The sequence below is a fragment of the Uruburuella suis genome (assembly GCF_004341385.1).
Lineage (GTDB): Bacteria > Pseudomonadota > Gammaproteobacteria > Burkholderiales > Neisseriaceae > Neisseria > Neisseria suis.
Genome location: NZ_SLXE01000005.1, coordinates 65,123 through 82,110, shown reverse-complemented (window position 1 = coordinate 82,110; position 16,988 = coordinate 65,123). Strand labels below are relative to the sequence as shown.

17 protein-coding genes are annotated in these 16,988 nt (G+C 55.1%); 2 read left to right on the top strand and 15 right to left on the bottom strand.

The genetic code is table 11. The annotated features are described in order from the left end of the window. Nucleotide 1 precedes the first annotated feature (1 nt). The 12 genes from EV680_RS03045 to EV680_RS02990 form a co-directional block, all read right to left on the bottom strand. Nucleotides 2-511, bottom strand: coding sequence for a GNAT family N-acetyltransferase (locus EV680_RS03045; protein WP_132953085.1), 510 nt, complete (start codon nt 509-511; stop codon nt 2-4). Nucleotides 512-543: 32 nt separating this feature from the next. Continuing rightward, the gene (locus EV680_RS03040; RefSeq protein ID WP_132953083.1) at nt 544-1,596 is read right to left on the bottom strand and encodes an ABC transporter permease subunit; all 1,053 of its coding nucleotides are present in this window, start codon (nt 1,594-1,596) and stop codon (nt 544-546) included. Nucleotides 1,597-1,685: 89 nt separating this feature from the next. Beyond that, on the bottom strand, nt 1,686-1,892 hold the full coding sequence (locus tag EV680_RS03035; RefSeq protein ID WP_132953081.1) for a DUF2788 domain-containing protein: 207 nt from the start codon (nt 1,890-1,892) through the stop codon (nt 1,686-1,688). Nucleotides 1,893-1,965: 73 nt separating this feature from the next. Next, a complete protein-coding gene (gene metZ / locus EV680_RS03030; RefSeq protein WP_132953079.1) occupies nt 1,966-3,135 on the bottom strand; it encodes an O-succinylhomoserine sulfhydrylase in 1,170 nt (389 codons plus the stop codon). A gap of 160 nt (nt 3,136-3,295) precedes the next feature. Next, the gene (gene purF, locus EV680_RS03025; RefSeq protein ID WP_132953077.1) at nt 3,296-4,837 is read right to left on the bottom strand and encodes an amidophosphoribosyltransferase; all 1,542 of its coding nucleotides are present in this window, start codon (nt 4,835-4,837) and stop codon (nt 3,296-3,298) included. Between the two features lie 15 nt (nt 4,838-4,852). Beyond that, nucleotides 4,853-5,350, bottom strand: a complete 498-nt coding sequence (locus EV680_RS03020; RefSeq protein WP_132953075.1) for a CvpA family protein — start codon at nt 5,348-5,350, stop codon at nt 4,853-4,855. 2 nt (nt 5,351-5,352) lie between these two features. Further along, a complete protein-coding gene (locus EV680_RS03015) occupies nt 5,353-6,387 on the bottom strand; it encodes an SPOR domain-containing protein (RefSeq protein ID WP_132953073.1) in 1,035 nt (344 codons plus the stop codon). A gap of 4 nt (nt 6,388-6,391) precedes the next feature. After that, on the bottom strand, nt 6,392-7,684 hold the full coding sequence (gene folC, locus EV680_RS03010; protein WP_132953071.1) for a bifunctional tetrahydrofolate synthase/dihydrofolate synthase: 1,293 nt from the start codon (nt 7,682-7,684) through the stop codon (nt 6,392-6,394). 89 nt (nt 7,685-7,773) lie between these two features. Then, complete coding sequence (locus EV680_RS03005) at nt 7,774-8,196, bottom strand: protein YgfX (protein WP_132953069.1); 423 nt, start codon at nt 8,194-8,196, stop codon at nt 7,774-7,776. A gap of 5 nt (nt 8,197-8,201) precedes the next feature. Then, nucleotides 8,202-8,561: a hypothetical protein gene (locus EV680_RS03000; RefSeq protein WP_132953067.1), complete on the bottom strand. Its 360-nt coding sequence runs from the start codon at nt 8,559-8,561 to the stop codon at nt 8,202-8,204. 142 nt (nt 8,562-8,703) lie between these two features. Beyond that, entirely contained in the window at nt 8,704-10,380 is a 1,677-nt protein-coding gene (locus EV680_RS02995; protein ID WP_132953065.1) for a cation acetate symporter, read from the bottom strand. After that, nucleotides 10,377-10,697, bottom strand: a complete 321-nt coding sequence (locus EV680_RS02990; protein ID WP_132953063.1) for a DUF485 domain-containing protein — start codon at nt 10,695-10,697, stop codon at nt 10,377-10,379. Before EV680_RS02990 ends, EV680_RS02995 begins: the two co-directional genes overlap by 4 nt. A 262-nt stretch (nt 10,698-10,959) precedes the next feature. Between EV680_RS02990 and EV680_RS02985 the strand changes: the two genes are divergently transcribed. Both EV680_RS02985 and EV680_RS02980 read left to right on the top strand, forming a co-directional pair. Continuing rightward, a complete protein-coding gene (locus tag EV680_RS02985; RefSeq protein ID WP_132953061.1) occupies nt 10,960-11,850 on the top strand; it encodes a LysR family transcriptional regulator in 891 nt (296 codons plus the stop codon). A 104-nt stretch (nt 11,851-11,954) separates the two neighbouring features. After that, nucleotides 11,955-13,856, top strand: a complete 1,902-nt coding sequence (locus EV680_RS02980; RefSeq protein WP_132953059.1) for an ATP-binding cassette domain-containing protein — start codon at nt 11,955-11,957, stop codon at nt 13,854-13,856. Nucleotides 13,857-14,107: 251 nt separating this feature from the next. Here the strand turns inward: EV680_RS02980 and EV680_RS02975 are convergent, their stop codons facing one another. From EV680_RS02975 to cydB, 3 genes are all read right to left on the bottom strand, one after another. Further along, nucleotides 14,108-15,157 carry a metallophosphoesterase gene (locus tag EV680_RS02975; protein ID WP_207894275.1) on the bottom strand — a complete coding sequence of 350 codons (1,050 nt, stop codon included), beginning with the start codon at nt 15,155-15,157 and terminating at the stop codon, nt 14,108-14,110. A gap of 473 nt (nt 15,158-15,630) precedes the next feature. Next, nucleotides 15,631-15,759: a cytochrome bd-I oxidase subunit CydX gene (gene cydX / locus EV680_RS02970; protein ID WP_132953055.1), complete on the bottom strand. Its 129-nt coding sequence runs from the start codon at nt 15,757-15,759 to the stop codon at nt 15,631-15,633. A gap of 71 nt (nt 15,760-15,830) precedes the next feature. After that, complete coding sequence (gene cydB, locus EV680_RS02965) at nt 15,831-16,985, bottom strand: cytochrome d ubiquinol oxidase subunit II (RefSeq protein ID WP_132953053.1); 1,155 nt, start codon at nt 16,983-16,985, stop codon at nt 15,831-15,833. Nucleotides 16,986-16,988: the final 3 nt, after the last annotated feature.

Here is a 16,988-nt window from a genome sequence, read left to right as displayed (position 1 = left end):
GCTAAACCGTAAAAAAAGCGGCATCATAGGCCACCACGCCTTGCGGCAAGGCTTTGTTGGCCAGCGCAACGGCCATAAAGTTTTCAGACGGCACCTCAAACGGCGGCAAAATGCCCAATGGCGCGGCTTCTTGATAGCCGAATTTCGAATAATAAGCAGCGCTGCCCAACACCACGCAAGCGCCGTAGCCCAGCGCACGCGCCGCTTCGTGGCCGCATTGAATCAAACGGCCGCCCACGCCCTGCCGCTGAAAATCGGGGTGCACCGCCAGCGGCGCCAACGCCAAGGCGGTTTCGCTCCCGATGCCGATTTCAGTAAACAAAATATAGCCGGCAAGCCGCCCTTCTATTTCGGCCACCAGCGACAAGGCCGGCACAAAGCTGCGGCTTTGGCGCAAGGCAGCCACCAAATCCTGCTCTTTGCCATCGCTATGCTCGGCCGCGGCAAATGCGGTTTGCACCAGCCGGTAAACGGCGGCGTAATCAGCGGGGATTTCACAGCGGATATTCATATGGCTGCCTTTTAATGTTTCAGACGGCCTCATTATTTCTGGCCGCCGAAATGGATGCGCGGGTCCACCCACGAATAGGAAATGTCCGACAATAATTTTGCCAGCAAGCCCATCAGTGTGAACACATAAAGCGTGCCCATCACCACCGGATAATCGCGCTTCATCACCGCTTCGTATGAGAGCAGCCCCAAACCATCGAGCGAAAACAGGGTTTCTATCAAGAGGCTGCCGGTGAAAAAAGCGCCGATAAAGGCAGCGGGAAAGCCCGTGATCAGCGGAATCATGGCGTTGCGAAACACATGGCGCAGCAAAATCTGCCGCTCGGGCAAGCCTTTGGCGCGGGCGGTGTAAACATATTGGCGGCGGATTTCTTCGAGAAACACATTTTTGGTGAGCACCGTCATTACCGCCAGATTACCCGCCACCGAGGCGGCAACCGGCAGCGCCATGTGCCAGAGATAATCCTGAATTTTGGCCGGCCAGCTCAAGCTTTGCCAATCATCGCTCACCAAGCCGCCTTGCGGAAACCAGGCAAAAAAGCTGCCGCCACCAAACAGCACCAGCAACACGAGGCCGAGCACAAACGGCGGAATGGTGTAGCCCAGCAGAATCAGCATGCCGGTGGCGGCATCAAAACGCGAGCCGTCGCGCACGGCTTTGATAATGCCCAGCGGAATGCAGATAAGATAAGTAAGGAAAAAAGTCCACAACCCCAGGCTCATCGACACCGGCATTTTTTCTTTCACCAGCTCAAACACGGTTTGGTGGTGGAAAAAGCTCTCGCCCAAATCGAAGCGGGCAAAGCGGGAAACCATGTCGCCGAAACGCTCCAACGGCGGCTTGTCGAAGCCGTAGAGCGCATTGAGCGCGGCCATATCGTCGGCGCTCAAATGGCTGCCGCTGCGCATCAGCGTGCCCGTGGCCGCAGCAGCGGTTTCGCCGCCCACGCTGCTTTGGGTGAGCTGCTGCACCATCTGCTCCACCGGGCCGCCGGGCACAAACTGGATAATGGCAAACGTAATCGCCAAAATGCCCAACAGCGTGGGAATCAGCAGCAGCAATCGTTGGAAAATATAGCGCCACATGTGCGCGGCCTTTTTAAAATCAAACGAGTTATCATAGCAAAGATTAAGGCCGTCTGAAACGCTTTCAGACGGCCTTTGAGCCACACCGTTTATTTAGACAGCACAAAAAATTCGATCAATACGTTTTTAAAGATAAAACCGAACACGCCCAAACCCAGCACCAAAAACAAAATAAAGGTGCCGAATTTGCCGGCTTTCGATTCTTTGCCCAAATGCCAAACGATAAAACCCAGAAAAACAATCAAAATGGTCAGGCAGATTTTTAATGCCCATTCGGAAAATACGGCTTCATCCATAATATATTCCTTATTTGAAAGGTGTTTCAGACGGCCTGAACACTTCGAGGCCGTCTGAAAGCCAAGCTGATGATTATGCCAAAGCCTGCTGCAAATCGGCAATCAAATCATCCGCATGCTCAAGGCCGACGGAAATGCGGATCAAGCCCGGGCGGATGCCGGCGGCTTCTTTGGCTTCGGCGCTCATTTTGCCGTGGGTGGTTGTCCACGGGTGGGTGATGGTGGAGCGTGCGTCGCCCAAGTTGGCGGTGCGCGAAAAAATCTGCACTGCATCAATCACTTTCCAAGCCGCCTCTTGGCCGCCGGCCACTTCAAACGCCAGCACCATGCCGCCGCCGCTTTGCTGCTTTTTCACCAAATCGGCTTGCGGGTGATCGGCAAAGCCGGCGTGATACACATTCACCACTTGCGGCTGATGGCGCAGCCACGCGGCCACTTTGTCGGCATTGGCGCATTGGCGCTCGATGCGCACAGCAAGTGTTTCCAAGCCGCCGATCAGCACCCAAGCGTGAAAAGGCGCCATCGACAAGCCCGCCGCATTCATATACATCTGCACCTGCTTCATTTTTTCGGCATCCCCCACCACCACACCGCCCTGCACGCGGCCTTGGCCGTCGATGGCTTTGGTGGCCGAATGCAGCGAAATATCGGCGCCCAATTGCAAAGGCTGCTGCAATAAAGGCGTGAGAAAGGTGTTGTCCACCACCAAAAGCGCGCCCGCATCGTGCGCGATTTGCGCCAAGGCTTCTAAATCGGCCACTTCATTGAGCGGGTTGGAAGGGGTTTCGAGGAAAAACATTTTTGTGTTCGGCTGCAACGCATCGCGCCATTCCTGCAAATCGGTTTGCGACACAAAGCTCACTTCGATGCCGAAGCGCTTGATGTGGTTTTCAATCAGGCTGATGGTGGTGCCGAACAGGCTGCGGCTGCACACCAAATGATCGCCGGCGCTCAAAAAAGTGAGCAAGGCCGCCTGAATCGCCGACATGCCGGTGCCGGTGGCCACGGCTTGCTCGGCGCCCTCCAGCATGGCCACGCGTTTGGCAAAGGTGGCGGTGGTGGGGTTGGCGGTGCGGCTATAGGTGTAGCCCGCCTGTTTGCCGGCGAATAAAGCTTCCGCATCGGCAGCGCTCGGCCACATAAAGCTGCTGGTGAGAAACAGCGCCTGGTTGTGTTCGTTGTATTCGGTTTGCTCTTTAAAGCCGCGTATGGCGAGGGTTTCGGGGTGGAGTGTTCGGCTCATGGTGCTCAATCGTTTAAATAATTGTTAACATTTTGCGCTTATTCAGGCAGGCTTTCAAGCTTTGTTTCAGACGGCCTGATGCTATCGATATAACAAAAAGTGATAACAGGCCGTCTGAAAAAAAGCCGCGCAATCTTTTCACGCGGCTTTTTGCTTCATCTTATTCTTCTTCATCATCATCGCTGATGCGCACGCTGTGATCGATCAGGCTCGGATTGAGCTGCGCGGCGGCCGCAGATGATTTGCTGCCGGATAGGCGTTGCAGATAGGCTTCGTCGATGTCGCCGGTGGGGTAGCAGCCGCTGAAGCATGAAGTGTCGAAATTTTCGATGGCCGGATTGAGCGCGCGCACCAAGTCTTCCAGCGCGCCCAATTCTTGAAACACGCAGCCGTCGGCGCTGATTTCACGCGCGATTTCGGCGGCGGTGCGCCCGTTGGCAATCAGCTCTTCGCGGGTGGGCATATCGATGCCGTACACATTGGGAAAGCGCACTTCCGGCGCGGCCGAAGCGAAATACACTTTGCGCGCACCGGCTTGGCGCGCCATTTCCACAATCTCACGGCTGGTGGTGCCGCGCACGATGGAATCATCCACCAGCAACACGCTCTTGCCGGCAAATTCGCTCTCCATCGGGCTGAGCTTTTGGCGCACCGATTTTTTGCGCGTGGCTTGGCCGGGCATGATAAAGGTGCGGCCGATATAGCGGTTTTTAATCAAGCCTTCGCGATAAGGCTTGCCCAGGCGGTGTGCCAATTCCATCGCGCTGGGGCGGCTGGTGTCGGGAATCGGCATCACCACGTCGATATCGTCGAGCGGCAATTCGCGCGCCACTTTTTCCGCCAGCGTTATCCCCATATTCACACGCGCTTGATACACCGACACGCCGTCCATCACCGAATCGGGGCGCGCGAAATACACATATTCAAACAGACAGGGGTTGAGCCGGGGCGCTTTTGCGCATTGGCGCGTAAAAATCTGGCCGTCAAAGCCCACAAACACCGCCTCGCCCGGCGCAATATCGCGCTCGCGCTCAAAAGCGATGCTGTTAAACACCACCGATTCCGAAGCCACCGCATAAGCCGTGTTGCCGGCTTCATCGGTGTGTTTGCCCAACACCAGCGGGCGGATGCCCAGCGGGTCGCGGAAAGCCACCATGCCGTAGCCGGCGATCAGCGCCACCACGCCATAAGCGCCGCGCACACGTTTGTGCAGGCTGCTCACGGCGTTAAACACATGGTTCACGCTCAGCTCTGTGGTGCCCGAACCGGTCACTTCGCGGCGCAATTCGTGCGCAAACACATTGAGCAGCACTTCCGAATCGGAGCGGGTGTTGATGTGGCGCAAGTGCTTGAAACACACGTTTTCATACAGCTCTTCGGTGTTGGTGAGGTTGCCGTTGTGTGCCAGCACAATGCCGAAGGGCGAGCTCACATAAAAAGGCTGCGCCTCGGCGCTGCTGCCGGCATTGCCGGCTGTGGGATAGCGCACATGCGCAATGCCGGCGCGGCCGGCCAAATCGCGCATATTGCGGGTGCGGAACACATCGCGCACCATGCCTTTGCCTTTGTGCATATGAAACACATTGCCCTCAACGGTGACGATGCCCGCCGCATCTTGGCCGCGGTGCTGCAACATCTGCAGGCCGTCATAAAGCAATTGGTTTACCGGCTCGTGCGCCACTAATCCTAAAACACCACACATTATTCTTCTCCAAAATCAAAGTGTCGGATACTGCACTTGATCTGCCACCACCGGCGGCAGATAAGGCACGGCCAATTGCGCCAATGCCTCGAAATATACTGCGCTGAACGATTTCCGCCAATCGGGCGTTTGCGGCAAATCGGTAAACGAACACACCAGCACCGCCAGCGTGATAATCAACACGCCCTTGGCCGCGCCAAACACCGCGCCGAGCAGGCGGTTGACACCGCCCAGGCCGATGGCCGACACAGCCGAAGTGAGCAGCGAACGTAAAAAATGCTGCACCAGCCATGCAGCAACAAACAATAAAATAAAGCCCACCGCCACCGCAAATTGCGGCGGCTGCACGGATGTGAGGGCCACAGCGGCAAAAGGCGCGGCAAACATTTTCGCCACCAAAAAAGCCACCACCCAAATCACCAGCGAAGCCACTTCGGCAATCACGCCGCGCATCATCGAAATCAAAATGCAAACCACAATAATGCCCAGCGCCACAATATCGAATATCGCCATGATTATTGGCCGATCACCATGCCGTCGAGCCCTTGCTGGCGGATTTTGGCCAGCGCCTGATTGGCGGCGGCGCGATTGGGATAGCTGCCGGTGCGCACGCGGTAAACCGTGCCTTTGCTGGTTTCACTCTCACTCACATGCGCGCTCACGCCGGCGTCGGCCAGCTTTTGCAGCACTTGATTGGCCTGGGCGCTGCTGCTGTAGGCGCCTGCCTGGATAATCACGCGACTGCCGGTGGTGCTGCCTTCCAAAATCGCCTGCGGATTGGCGGCAGATTTGGCGGCTTTATTGTTAAGCACATCTTGGGCAGCGGTTTTTTTCTCGGTTTGCGCCTTGGCCGCCTGCTGTTTTTTCAAAGCTTCGGCTTTTTGCGCTTCAGCCTTTTGTGCAGCCGCACGCTCGGCTTGCTGCTTGCGTTCGGCTTCTTTGGCTGCGGCCTGTTCACGTGCTTTTTGCTCGGCCTGCCGGCGCGCGTTGGCCGCCGCTTCACGCTCGGCAGCCGCCTTGCGCTCGGCCTGATTGTCGATTACCACCACCGGCGGCGGCGCGGTTTCGGCCGGCTTGGCGGCTTCCACAGGTTTGCTCGTTGCCGGTTTGGCCGTTTCAATCGGTTTGGCGGCATCCGCAGGTTTCGCGGTTTCAGACGGCCTCACTTCAGGGGCGCTTGTTTCTGTTGCACTTGGGGCAGCGCGCCCGGCTAGCGGATTAGCCAATTCGGTGCTGGTGCCGGTGTGGGCATCAGTGTCGGTGTCGGCTTCGGGCGCAGGCTCGAGCACGGCAGAAGGTGCCAAATCGGAAGCATCATCGGCAGATGCGGCTTCGTTATTCACCATGATTTGCGGCGCTTCAACCGAAGCGGCAACCATTTCCGGTGCGCTGGCCGCAGGCGCGGCTTCTTCACCCGCGCCTTGGTTGAGCACTTTGGCCAGCAAAATGCCGGCCAGCACCACCATGGCCGATGCGCCCACGAGGCGGCGGCGGTTTTTGCGTTTGAGTTGTTCGTATTCGTCAAGCGAATTCAAGCGTGGGTTTGCCATTGATTTAACCTTGCTGCTGCGCTGCCATCACTTCGGCAACGGTGTGAAACGATCCGAAAACGGTGATTCTATCATTTTCCGATGCGCCCGCCAAAGCGGCATGATAAGCCGCGACCACATTTTTCAAACAATGCACATGGCCGATGCCGTGCGCTTCGAGCTTTTGCGCCTGCACTTGGGCGCTTTGGCCGCGCGGCAGCGCCAGCGGCGCGAGATACCATTCGTCGAATTGGTCTTTCACGATTTCAATCACCGCATCCATATCTTTATCGGCCAGCATGCTGAACACCGCGATGCGTTTTTCAGCAAAAGGCAGCGCCATCAAGCCTTGGCGCAGCGCTCGGGCGGCGTGCGGATTGTGACCCACATCGAGTATCACCAGCGGGCGGCCGGGCAGCACTTGGAAGCGGCCGGGGTTGCTCACCAAAAGCAGGCCGCGCTTGATGGCGCCGATGTCTATCGGCAGCTCGGCATTCAGGCATTCGATTACCGCCAATGCGCAGGCGGCATTGCCCAATTGATAGGCGCCGCGCAAAGCGGGCACCGGCAAGGCATTGCGGTTGCGCATGAGGCCGTCTGAAAAATCGGGCGCCTGCGGGTGGAAGTGAAACGACCATTGCTGCTGCTCGAGCCTGCTGAAACCGAAATCGCGCCCGGCCAGCAACAATTGGGCACCTATGGCCTCGGCGTGGCGGCGCAGCGATTCGGGCGGCGGGTTTTGGCCGCAAATGGCGGGTTTGCCGCTGCGGAACACGCCGGCTTTTTCAAAGCCCACCTGCTCTACTGTGTCACCCAAAAAAGACTGGTGATCCAAATCGATGCTGGTCACCACGGCGCAATCGGCGTCAAACACATTCACCGCATCCAAGCGGCCGCCCAAGCCCACTTCCAATATCATCACATCAACATTTTCGCGCATGAAAATATCCACCGCGGCCAAGGTGTTGAATTCGAAATAAGTGAGCGAAATCTCGCCGCGTGCTTCTTCGATGCGCTCAAACGAAGCCACAATGGCTTCATCATCCACCGGCTCGCCGTTAATGGCGATGCGCTCGTTAAAGCGCAGCAAATGTGGGCTCGTGAGCGTGCCCACTTTAAAGCCGGCCTGCTTGTAGATCTGGGTGAGAAAGGCACACACCGAGCCTTTGCCGTTGGTGCCCGCCACCACCACCACCGGGCATTCAGGATTAAGCTGCATGCGCTGCTTCACTTCGTCCGTGCGCGCCAGCCCCATATCAATCAGGCCGCTGCTGTGGGCGGTTTCAAGGTGCGCGAGCCAATCGTTTAGTGTTTTCATGTGTTGTTAAACATTCAGATAAAGGCCGTCTGAAAGCATTCAGACGGCCTTCGTGGTTATGGTTCAAATAATCTGCGTTTCAGACGGCCTCAATCTTTGGGCCGCCCCCATTTTGCCCAAACCATCAAGCGGCGGTAGCTTTCGCGCTCTGTCATATCGGGCAGCACGCAATGGTAAAAAGTGCGCCCGCCGATATCCCACTGCAAAAACAAAACATGGCGTGAAATCAGGCTTTTCGGCATTAAAGTGGCGGCAAACGCGGTGTGCTCCGCGCCGGTAAACACCGCTGCGCGCCCCTGCCGGTCTACCGCGATTTTGTGCACGGCACCGCGCCCGCGCAAGGTTTGCACGCGCCACGCCCAAACCAAGCTGGCAGCCAGCAGCGATAAACCCAGCCAGCGGGCTGCGCCATAAAAAAACAGCAGGCAAAACAAAGCCGCCGCCAAATGCAGCAGCACGGTGAATATGCAGCCTGCACGCGAAGGTTTCAAGGCCGCCTGAAAAGCTTGCATGGCTTTTACATCATATTGTCAAACACCGGGCTCACATTGAGCTCGCCCGCTTCCATATCGAGCACCATATCGTGGATTTCGATAGTGAAGTATTCCCAAAAAGCGATCAGGCTCATGTCTTGCGGCCAATTTTCTTCCATGGTGTCCCACGCAGCCAATTCGGCCTGGAAAATTTCCAGATAACGCTCATCGAAATAAGCCACCGCTTCTTCCGGCTCATCACATTCGGGAATCAGATACACCGAGCAATTGGTGCGCAGCTGCTCGAGCGTGAGATCGGGCATGTCGTCATCCAGGCTTTTGAGCCATTCGAGAAATTTGGCGGTGGGCTTCACCACCACGGCGGTGCGGTCAACGAAATACATCGGCTTATCCTTTTGGGCAAATATTGTTTGGGCAAATATTGTTTTCAGACGGCATTCTACTATAAACCGCCCACAAAAAAGGCCAAATCGCCCATAAAAAAAGGCCGTCTGAAAAATTCAGACGGCCTTGCATCATGCCGGTTTAGTGATCGGAAGCTTCTTCCGCACCGATGCCGGTCATCGAGCGCACATATTGTGCTTCAAAGCCTGCTTTATCCAGCTCGGCCTGCTTCGATTTATCGGTAATCGAGCCCAGCCAAGCCATAATGAATGCGGCCGGAATGCTGAAAATCGCCGGGTTGCCATAAGGGAAAATCGGCGCTTCGTGATGCAGCACCTGCACCCACACGCTGGGCCCCAGAATAATCAGCACCAGCGCCAACATCAAGCCCGAAAAGCCGCCAATCACCGCACCACGGGTGGTGAGGCCTTTCCAAAACATCGACAGCATCAAGATTGGGAAGTTGGCCGAAGCGGCAATGGCAAAAGCCAAGCCTACCATAAAGGCGATGTTTTGATTTTCAAACATCAGGCCGAACACAATTGCCAACACGCCCAACACCAGCACAGTAATGCGCGACACACGCATTTCTTCTTGCGAAGTGGCCTCGCCTTTGCGGATTACCGAAGCATACAAATCATGGCTCACCGCCGATGCGCCGGATAAGGTCAGGCCGGCCACCACCGCCAAAATTGTGGCAAAGGCCACTGCCGAAATAAAGCCCAAGAACAAATTGCCGCCCAAAGCTTCGGAAAGGTGGATTGCCGCCATATTGGTGCCGCCGATCATCTCCACCACGGTTTTGCCTTCTTTCACCATGGTTTGGAAGAAATGCGGATTGTCTTGCGTTACATAAATAATCGCACCGAAGCCGATTACAAACGTGAGAATGTAGAAATAACCAATCAAGCCGGTGGCCACAAACACCGATTTACGCGCCTCTTTGGCATCGGGCACGGTAAAGAAACGCATCAAAATATGCGGCAGGCCGGCCGTGCCGAACATCAGCGCCAAGCCCAGCGAGAGCGCATCAATCGGGTCTTTCACCAAGCCCCCGGGCTCCATAATGCCTATGCCTTTTTCATGAATTTGCGTGGCTTTGGTAAACATATTTTCCAAGCTGAAGCCGGCGCCTTTCAAAATCATGAAGGCCATAAACGTTGCACCGCTGAGCAGCAGCACCGCTTTGATCATCTGCACCCAAGTAGTGGCCAGCATGCCGCCGAAGAGCACATAACACACCATCAAAATGCCCACGATAAACACCGCCCAAATATAATCCATGCCAAACAAAAGCTGAATCAATTTGCCCGCGCCCACAATTTGCGCAATCAGGTAGAAAATCACCACCAAAAGCGAGCCCGAAGCGGCAAACACACGCACCGGCGTTTGCTTCAAGCGATAAGCCACCACATCGGTGAAGGTGAATTTACCAAGGTTGCGCAGCCGCTCGGCCACCAGGAAAAGCACAATCGGCCAGCCCACCAAAAAGCCGGTGGAATAAATCAGGCCGTCGTAGCCGCGCATAAACACCATGGCCGAAATGCCCAAAAAAGAGGCTGCCGACATATAATCGCCCGCAATCGCCAGGCCGTTTTGAAAGCCGGAAATACCGCCGCCGGCCGTGTAGAAATCTTTGGAAGACTTATTCTGCTTGGCTGCCCACTTGGTGATAAACAGCGTAGCGCCCACAAAAATCAAAAACATCACCACCGCGGCAATGTTCAGCGGCTGCTTTTGCACTTCGCCGCCAATCGCATCGGCCCACGCATTGCCCGACAGCGCCGCTGCGGCCAATGCCAACCATAATTTGCTCATTTTTCCACTCCCATCACATCTTTCACCACTTCTTGGGTCATTTTTTCAAACTTACCATTGGCCAGATAAACATAAATGCCGGTAATCGCAATGGCAAACAAAATCACAAACAGGCCCACATAAATGCCCCAAGTGATGATGCTGCCCTCCGACACCGGCTTGGCAAACGAATGCGGATCAATGCCGATGAATAAAATATAAACCACATACACGGCAAACATCACCGCTGAAAAAGACCAGCCCAGCAACGATTTTTGCCGGGCCATTTGCGCAAATTTCGGGTTGGCCAGCACTTTTGCTGCAGTCTGCTTGTTCATAAACTTCTCCTTTGTTTTCCATGCCGAAAATCCAGCACGTTGGGATTTAAATGCTTTCGCAACCCGCTTGGCTAATTATATTTTTGAATGCCTACAATCCGTTATGCTTATCGCTTTAGGTTAAATGCTTAAATTACAAAATCTTTACACGATTAAAATACCTTTTCAGAAAGTCTTGAATATGTTAAAAATAGCAAATATAAATACAACAAGGCCGTCTGAAAGCGGCAAAATATCCTTCCGCGGGCTACACGAGAAAAATATGGACTACAACCAAATCAAAAGCTTTGTAACCGTTGCCCATCACGGCAATCTCACCCAAGCGGCCGAAAGCCTGCACTTGTCGCAGCCGGCCGTGTCGGCGCAGATCAAAGCGGTTGAAAAACATCTTAACGTTGTGTTGTTTCAGCGCACCAGCGGCGGCATGGCGCTCACCCGCGCCGGCGAAGCCTTTCTGCCCGAAGCCGAGCAGCTTTTGCAGCACCACCACCGGCTCGCGCGTTTTGCACAAAGCTTGTCTGAGCATTATGTGGAGCACGCCGAAATCGGCCTCGTGCACCCGATTTTATCCAGCCGCGTCACCACCCTCACCCGCTGCATCCGCCACCACAATCCCGATTTGCAGCTGCACATCCAATACGGCATGAGCGGCGAAATTCTCGAGCGCGTGCAAAACAAAACCCTGCAAGGCGGCTTTTATCTCGGTGCAGCCAACCATCGCGGCATCCGCAGCCTGTTTCTCGAAGACATCCGCTATTGCCTGATCTGCCCGGCCAAAGCCGCCGCCCACATTCAGGCCGACGACCCCACCGATTTGGAAAACTACACCTGGATTGAAATGTCGGGTCTATCGGGCGGGCGCAAATACCTCCAACAATTCTGGCGCCGCCACCGCCTCTCGCCCAAGCACCAGATTATCTGCGATTTTCCGCAAACCATTATCGATTTGGTCGGCGACGGCATGGGCATGGCCATGGTGCCGATACACAAAGCCGAAGCCGCCATTGCCGCAGGCAAGCCGATTGCCATGCTCGACCAATTCCAGCAAACGCTGCCGCTGCAATTTATTTACCTGGACGAATACGAACAAGATCCGGTGCTGCAATTATTGCGCCAATGCGTGTCGGAAGTGTGGCTCAACAAAGGCTGCTGAGCGGCGCTCTTTTTCAGACGGCCTCAGCGCACAAAAATATCGTTTCAGACGGCCCGCTTCGGTTAAAATAGCCGCCTTATGCTTTTTATCCGAACCGCACACCCATGAATATCCTGCAAGTAGAAAACGCCTCATTCGCCGTGGGCCACGTTGCCCTGCTTAACCACGCCGCTTTCCAGCTCGACAGCGGCGAAAAAATCGGCCTGATCGGCCGCAACGGCGCGGGCAAATCCACCTTTTTAAAAATCCTCGCCGGCGTGCAGAAGCTCGACGACGGCCAAGTGATTATCCAAAACGGCCTCAAAATCGTGTATGTGCCGCAAGAGCCGCTGTTTGATGCAAACATCAGCGTGTTTGATGCCGTGTCGGAAGGCTTGGGTGGCCTGCGCGATGTGTTGCGCCGCTATCACCAAATCAGCCATGCGCTCGAAAGCAGCCAAGATGGCGCGCTGCTCAAAGAATTAAACGAATTGCAAAGCCAAATCGAAACACAGGAAGGCTGGCAATTCGATGCCGCCATCAGCCAAACCATCAGCGAGCTCGGCCTGCCCGAGCACACCTTGATCGGCAACCTTTCCGGCGGCCAGAAAAAACGCGTGGCGCTGGCACAAGCCTGGGTGCAGAAGCCTGATATTCTGCTGCTCGACGAGCCCACCAACCACCTCGATATCGACGCCATCATCTGGCTGGAAAACCTGCTCAAACAATTCAGCGGCAGCATGGTGGTGATCACCCACGACCGCCGCTTTCTCGACAACACCGCCACCCGCATTGTGGAGCTCGATCGCGGCATTTTGCGCAGCTATCCGGGCTCATTCAGCAAATACAGCGAGAAAAAAGCCGAAGAATTGGCGGTGGAAGCCGAGCATAACCGCCTGTTCGACAAATTCCACGCCCAAGAAGAAGCCTGGATACGCAAAGGCATAGAAGCGCGCCGCACCCGCAACGAAGGCCGTGTGAAGCGGCTGGAAGATTTGCGCCGCCAGCGGGCCGAGCGCCGCAATGTGCAAGGCCAAGTCAATTTCAAGCTTGCCGCCGGCGAAAAAAGCGGCAAAATCATTGCCGAGCTGGAAGACGCCTCATTTGAATATCCCGACAAAAAAATCATGGAGCGCTTCACCGCCGTGATTCAGCGCGGCGACAAAATCGGCCTGATTGGTGCCAACGGCATCGGCAAAACCACGTTTTTAAAATTGATTTTGGGCGAATTGCAGCCCACTTTCGGCAAAATCCGCCTCGGCAGCAAGCAGGAAGTGGCCTATTTCGACCAATTCCGCAGCGCGCTGAATGAAAACGACACCGTGTTTTACACACTGGGCCAAGGCAACGATTATGTCGACATCGGCGGCAAGAAAAAACATGTGATGAGCTATTTGGAAGATTTCCTTTTCCACCCCGCCCGCGCACAAAGCCCCGTTTCATCGCTTTCAGGCGGCGAGCGCAACCGCTTACTGCTGGCCAAGCTTTTCACCCGCCCTGCCAATATTCTGGTGCTCGACGAGCCCACCAACGATTTGGACATCGACACCCAAGAATTGCTGGAAGAATTATTGCGCGATTATCCGGGCACCGTATTTTTGGTAAGCCACGACCGTATGTTTCTCGACAACGTCATCACTCAAAGCATTGTGTTTGAAGGCGAAGGCCGTCTGAAAGAATACATCGGCGGCTACCAAGACTATATCGATGCCAAAAGCCGCGAAGAAAAAACCGCCGCCGCGCCCAAGCCCCAAACCGCCGCGCCGGAAAAAGCCAAGCCCAAAGCCAACCGCACCGTGAAGCTTTCCTATAAAGAGCAGCGCGAGCTCGAAAGTCTGCCCGACGAATTGGCCGCGCTCGAAGCCGAGCAAGCCGATTTGAACACGCAGCTTTCCAACCCCGACATTTTCAAAGATTACGAAAAAGCCGCCCTGCTGCAAACCCGAGCCGAAGAAATCGAAATGCAGCTGCTCGAAAAGCTCGAACGCTGGGAAATGCTCGAAAGCAAGCAAAACAGCGCCGGTTGATTCGGGGTTTGCACACATGATGAAAAAGGCCGTCTGAAAGGTTTCAAACGGCATCGGATGGCGATGATGCTTGGGTGCAGGCAAACCTACGGTTTGCTTTGCGCAATTTAATTGTAGCGCGTAGGTCGGATTCTCGAATCCGACACTTGTTCGCAGAACAAGATTTCAGCGCTGCGGAAAATATCGGGTAGATGAAAAAGAAAAAAGGCCGTCTGAAACTTTTCTTTCAGACGGCCTTTCCATCTATCCATTTATTGCCCGGTTACATCAATCACCACCACTTCCGATTGCGAACCCAAGCGAAACGGCACGCCCCAAAAGCCGAAGCCGGAGGTAACGAAAAAGTGGCCGTTGCCGATTTGCTCATAGCCGTAAGCGAGCCGGTTCATTTGGCGCACAATCAGATTGGCCGGTGCCACCTGGCCGTTGTGCACATGGCCTGAAACCTGAATATCCACCGGTAATTTAGCATGCTCGTCAATCTGGCTGGGGCGGTGGTCGAGCAGGAGCACCGGCAAATCGGTGTTTTGCCCTTGCAACAGCGCGGCCGTGCTCGGGCGCTGGGTGTCTAAATCATCGTTGCGGCCGACCAAAAGCAGCCCGTCGACCACCAGGCTTTCATTGGCCAACACCTTGATGCCTGCGCGGGTGAGCTCTTCGGCGATTTCACGCTCGTGGCCGAACAAATCGTGGTTGCCCAAAGTGGCATACACGCCCAAAGGTGCGCGCAGCTTCTCCAAGTGCGGCTGCATGTTTTCGGCGCGATAAGCTTCTACATTATCGTCCATCAAATCGCCGGGCAGCAGGATAATGTCCACTTTTTCGCGCTGCATAATATCGGCAAGCTTGTCGAGCTGGCGCGCGCCCACCAAAATGCCGGTGTGCAAATCGCTGGCCATGCCGATGCGCAGCGGGCGCTCGAGCTTTTTATTGATGCTGATTTCATAATGGCGCACCACCGGCGTGTAGGCGTTATACACCGAATAAGCGGTAAGCCCGATGAAAAACAGCGGCGCAAAAATGCGCAGGCTGCGCGCCACCGGCTTGTGCGCCATCACGCGGCACAAAATAAGGTAAAGCACAAAAGTGGCCAAAGCGGCATACATGGCAAACAGCAGCACCACCATCCACACCGCCATCAAGCGAAACACAGCATGCCCCAGCTGCAACAGCAAGCCGGCAATCAGCGCATTGGTAATCGCAAACACGCCCGCCATCAACCAGCGGCGCCCGCGCGTGCCGATAAAGCCCGCCAGCAGCCATTGCACCGAGCGGCCCAAGCCGAATGTAAACACCTGCATCAGCAAGAGCGTGATAATCAGAATAACAATGCGCACAATATTGCCTCAATTTAAACAAGCTGCGGATTTTAGCATAGCCTGGCTCAATCGTTTTGAGGATGCAGATAACTTCTCATAATTTTGATTTTGCCAACGCTTTTTAACATTAGCTTTTAACATTGGCGGAAAAAGGCCGTCTGAACGCGGCTTTCAGACGGCCTTATTATCTTTGCTTTCACAAGCAGTATGTAGGTCGGATTCTCGAATCCGACACTTGTTCGCAGAACAAGCATCAGGTGCGGCAAATGTCGAATACAAGTATCCGACCTACAAGCAAACATCAAAAGGCCGTCTGAAAGAAAATTTTCAGACGGCCTTTTTATCTTTGGCTTCACAATCCACGGCAAAGCCCAAAAGCAAGCATATTGCCCGCTTTTCAAACACGCGGCTCATTCAAAAAACGAATCTACCCGGCCTTGCCCGCGCCGCTTTTTTCAGGAAGCATTGCCGCGGTTTTTCGGCAGGCTCTGTGCGCGTTCTTCTTCAAACTCGCCCCACATGGCGTTGAGCACCGCCAGCAACACGGCAAAGCCCAAGCCCAATACCCAAGCAAAATACCACATATCGTTGTCCTTTCTATTTGGCTTTCAGACGGCCTTGATTTAGTGAAGCAAGGCCGTCTGAACGTTTGGTGTTAATAAGCGCTGTGGTCGTTTTCACGCACATATTCGGCAGTTACCTTGCCGCGCATCACATTAAATGCCCAGCCCGTGTAGGCCACCACCACCGGCATAATCAGAATGATGGCGAAAAACATCACGGTTAACGTGAGGTGGCTCGAAGTGGCATCCCACACCGTCAGGCTCGAGCGAAAATCGCTGCTGCTGGGCAGGATAAACGGGAACATCGACACCGCAAAAGTGCCGATCACCGCCGCCACACTCACGGCCGAGCACACAAAAGCCAGCAGCGTTTTGCCCGCACGCGCCAGCACCAAAGCCGCCAACATGCCGATATAGGCCAGCACCGGCACCAACATGGTGAGCGGCCAATGTTGGTAATTGAGCAGCCAAGCGCCGGCCTGCTGTACCACTTCTTTGCCCAGCGGATTAGGCAGGCCGCCCGGATCCAGCGTGCCGGCCACCACCACAAAGCCTTCCATACCGGCCACCCACACGCCGCCAATGCTGAACAGCGCCAAAGTAATCAGCGCGCTGTAAATCAGGGTTTTGCGGGTGCGCGCATACACAATGCCCTCGGTGCGGTGCATCAAATAAACGCCGCCGTGAAACACCAGCATCGCCACCGATACCGCGCCGCACAATAAGGCAAACGGGTTGAGCAGCGCCCAAAACGAGCCGGTGTAAAACGAGCGCATGGTGTCGTCGAAATGGAAAGGCACGCCCTGAATCACATTGCCCAGCGCCACGCCGAACAAAAGCGCGGGCACAAACGAGCCGATAAAAAGGCACCAATCCCAAGTTTTGCGCCAGGTTTCATTTTGAATCATGCTGCGGTATTTAAAGCCCACCGGTCGGAAAAACATTGCCCACAACACCGCCAACATCGCCCAATAAAAGCCGGAAAAAGCCGTGGCATACACCATAGGCCAAGCGGCAAAAATGGCGCCTGCGCCGGTGATAAGCCAAGTTTGGTTGCCCTCCCAATGCACGCCTACGCTGTTTATCACAATGCGGCGCTCTTCATCGGTTTTGGCCACAAAAGGCAGCAGCGTGCCGATGCCCATATCGTGGCCGTCCATAATCGCAAAGCCGATTAAAAGCGCACCGATAAACAGCCACCAAATCCATTTCAATGTGGCGTAATCAAATAAATTGATGATATCCATATT

Bases quoted from the DNA above. Each gene is read 5' to 3' on its own strand.
- metZ (WP_132953079.1), bottom strand. From the start codon at position 3,135: ATGAGCCGAACACTCCACCCCGAAACCCTCGCCATACGCGGCTTTAAA.
- EV680_RS02995 (WP_132953065.1), bottom strand. From the start codon at position 10,380: ATGAGCAAATTATGGTTGGCATTGGCCGCAGCGGCGCTGTCGGGCAAT.
- EV680_RS03015 (WP_132953073.1), bottom strand. From the start codon at position 6,387: ATGGCAAACCCACGCTTGAATTCGCTTGACGAATACGAACAACTCAAA.
- EV680_RS02990 (WP_132953063.1), bottom strand. From the start codon at position 10,697: ATGAACAAGCAGACTGCAGCAAAAGTGCTGGCCAACCCGAAATTTGCG.
- EV680_RS02985 (WP_132953061.1), top strand. From the start codon at position 10,960: ATGGACTACAACCAAATCAAAAGCTTTGTAACCGTTGCCCATCACGGC.
- cydX (WP_132953055.1), bottom strand. From the start codon at position 15,759: ATGTGGTATTTTGCTTGGGTATTGGGCTTGGGCTTTGCCGTGTTGCTG.
- purF (WP_132953077.1), bottom strand. From the start codon at position 4,837: ATGTGTGGTGTTTTAGGATTAGTGGCGCACGAGCCGGTAAACCAATTG.
- EV680_RS03045 (WP_132953085.1), bottom strand. From the start codon at position 511: ATGAATATCCGCTGTGAAATCCCCGCTGATTACGCCGCCGTTTACCGG.
- EV680_RS02980 (WP_132953059.1), top strand. From the start codon at position 11,955: ATGAATATCCTGCAAGTAGAAAACGCCTCATTCGCCGTGGGCCACGTT.
- EV680_RS03000 (WP_132953067.1), bottom strand. From the start codon at position 8,561: ATGTATTTCGTTGACCGCACCGCCGTGGTGGTGAAGCCCACCGCCAAA.
- folC (WP_132953071.1), bottom strand. From the start codon at position 7,684: ATGAAAACACTAAACGATTGGCTCGCGCACCTTGAAACCGCCCACAGC.
- EV680_RS02975 (WP_207894275.1), bottom strand. From the start codon at position 15,157: ATGCAGGTGTTTACATTCGGCTTGGGCCGCTCGGTGCAATGGCTGCTG.
- EV680_RS03005 (WP_132953069.1), bottom strand. From the start codon at position 8,196: ATGCAAGCTTTTCAGGCGGCCTTGAAACCTTCGCGTGCAGGCTGCATA.
- cydB (WP_132953053.1), bottom strand. From the start codon at position 16,985: ATGGATATCATCAATTTATTTGATTACGCCACATTGAAATGGATTTGG.
- EV680_RS03020 (WP_132953075.1), bottom strand. From the start codon at position 5,350: ATGGCGATATTCGATATTGTGGCGCTGGGCATTATTGTGGTTTGCATT.
- EV680_RS03040 (WP_132953083.1), bottom strand. From the start codon at position 1,596: ATGTGGCGCTATATTTTCCAACGATTGCTGCTGCTGATTCCCACGCTG.
- EV680_RS03035 (WP_132953081.1), bottom strand. From the start codon at position 1,892: ATGGATGAAGCCGTATTTTCCGAATGGGCATTAAAAATCTGCCTGACC.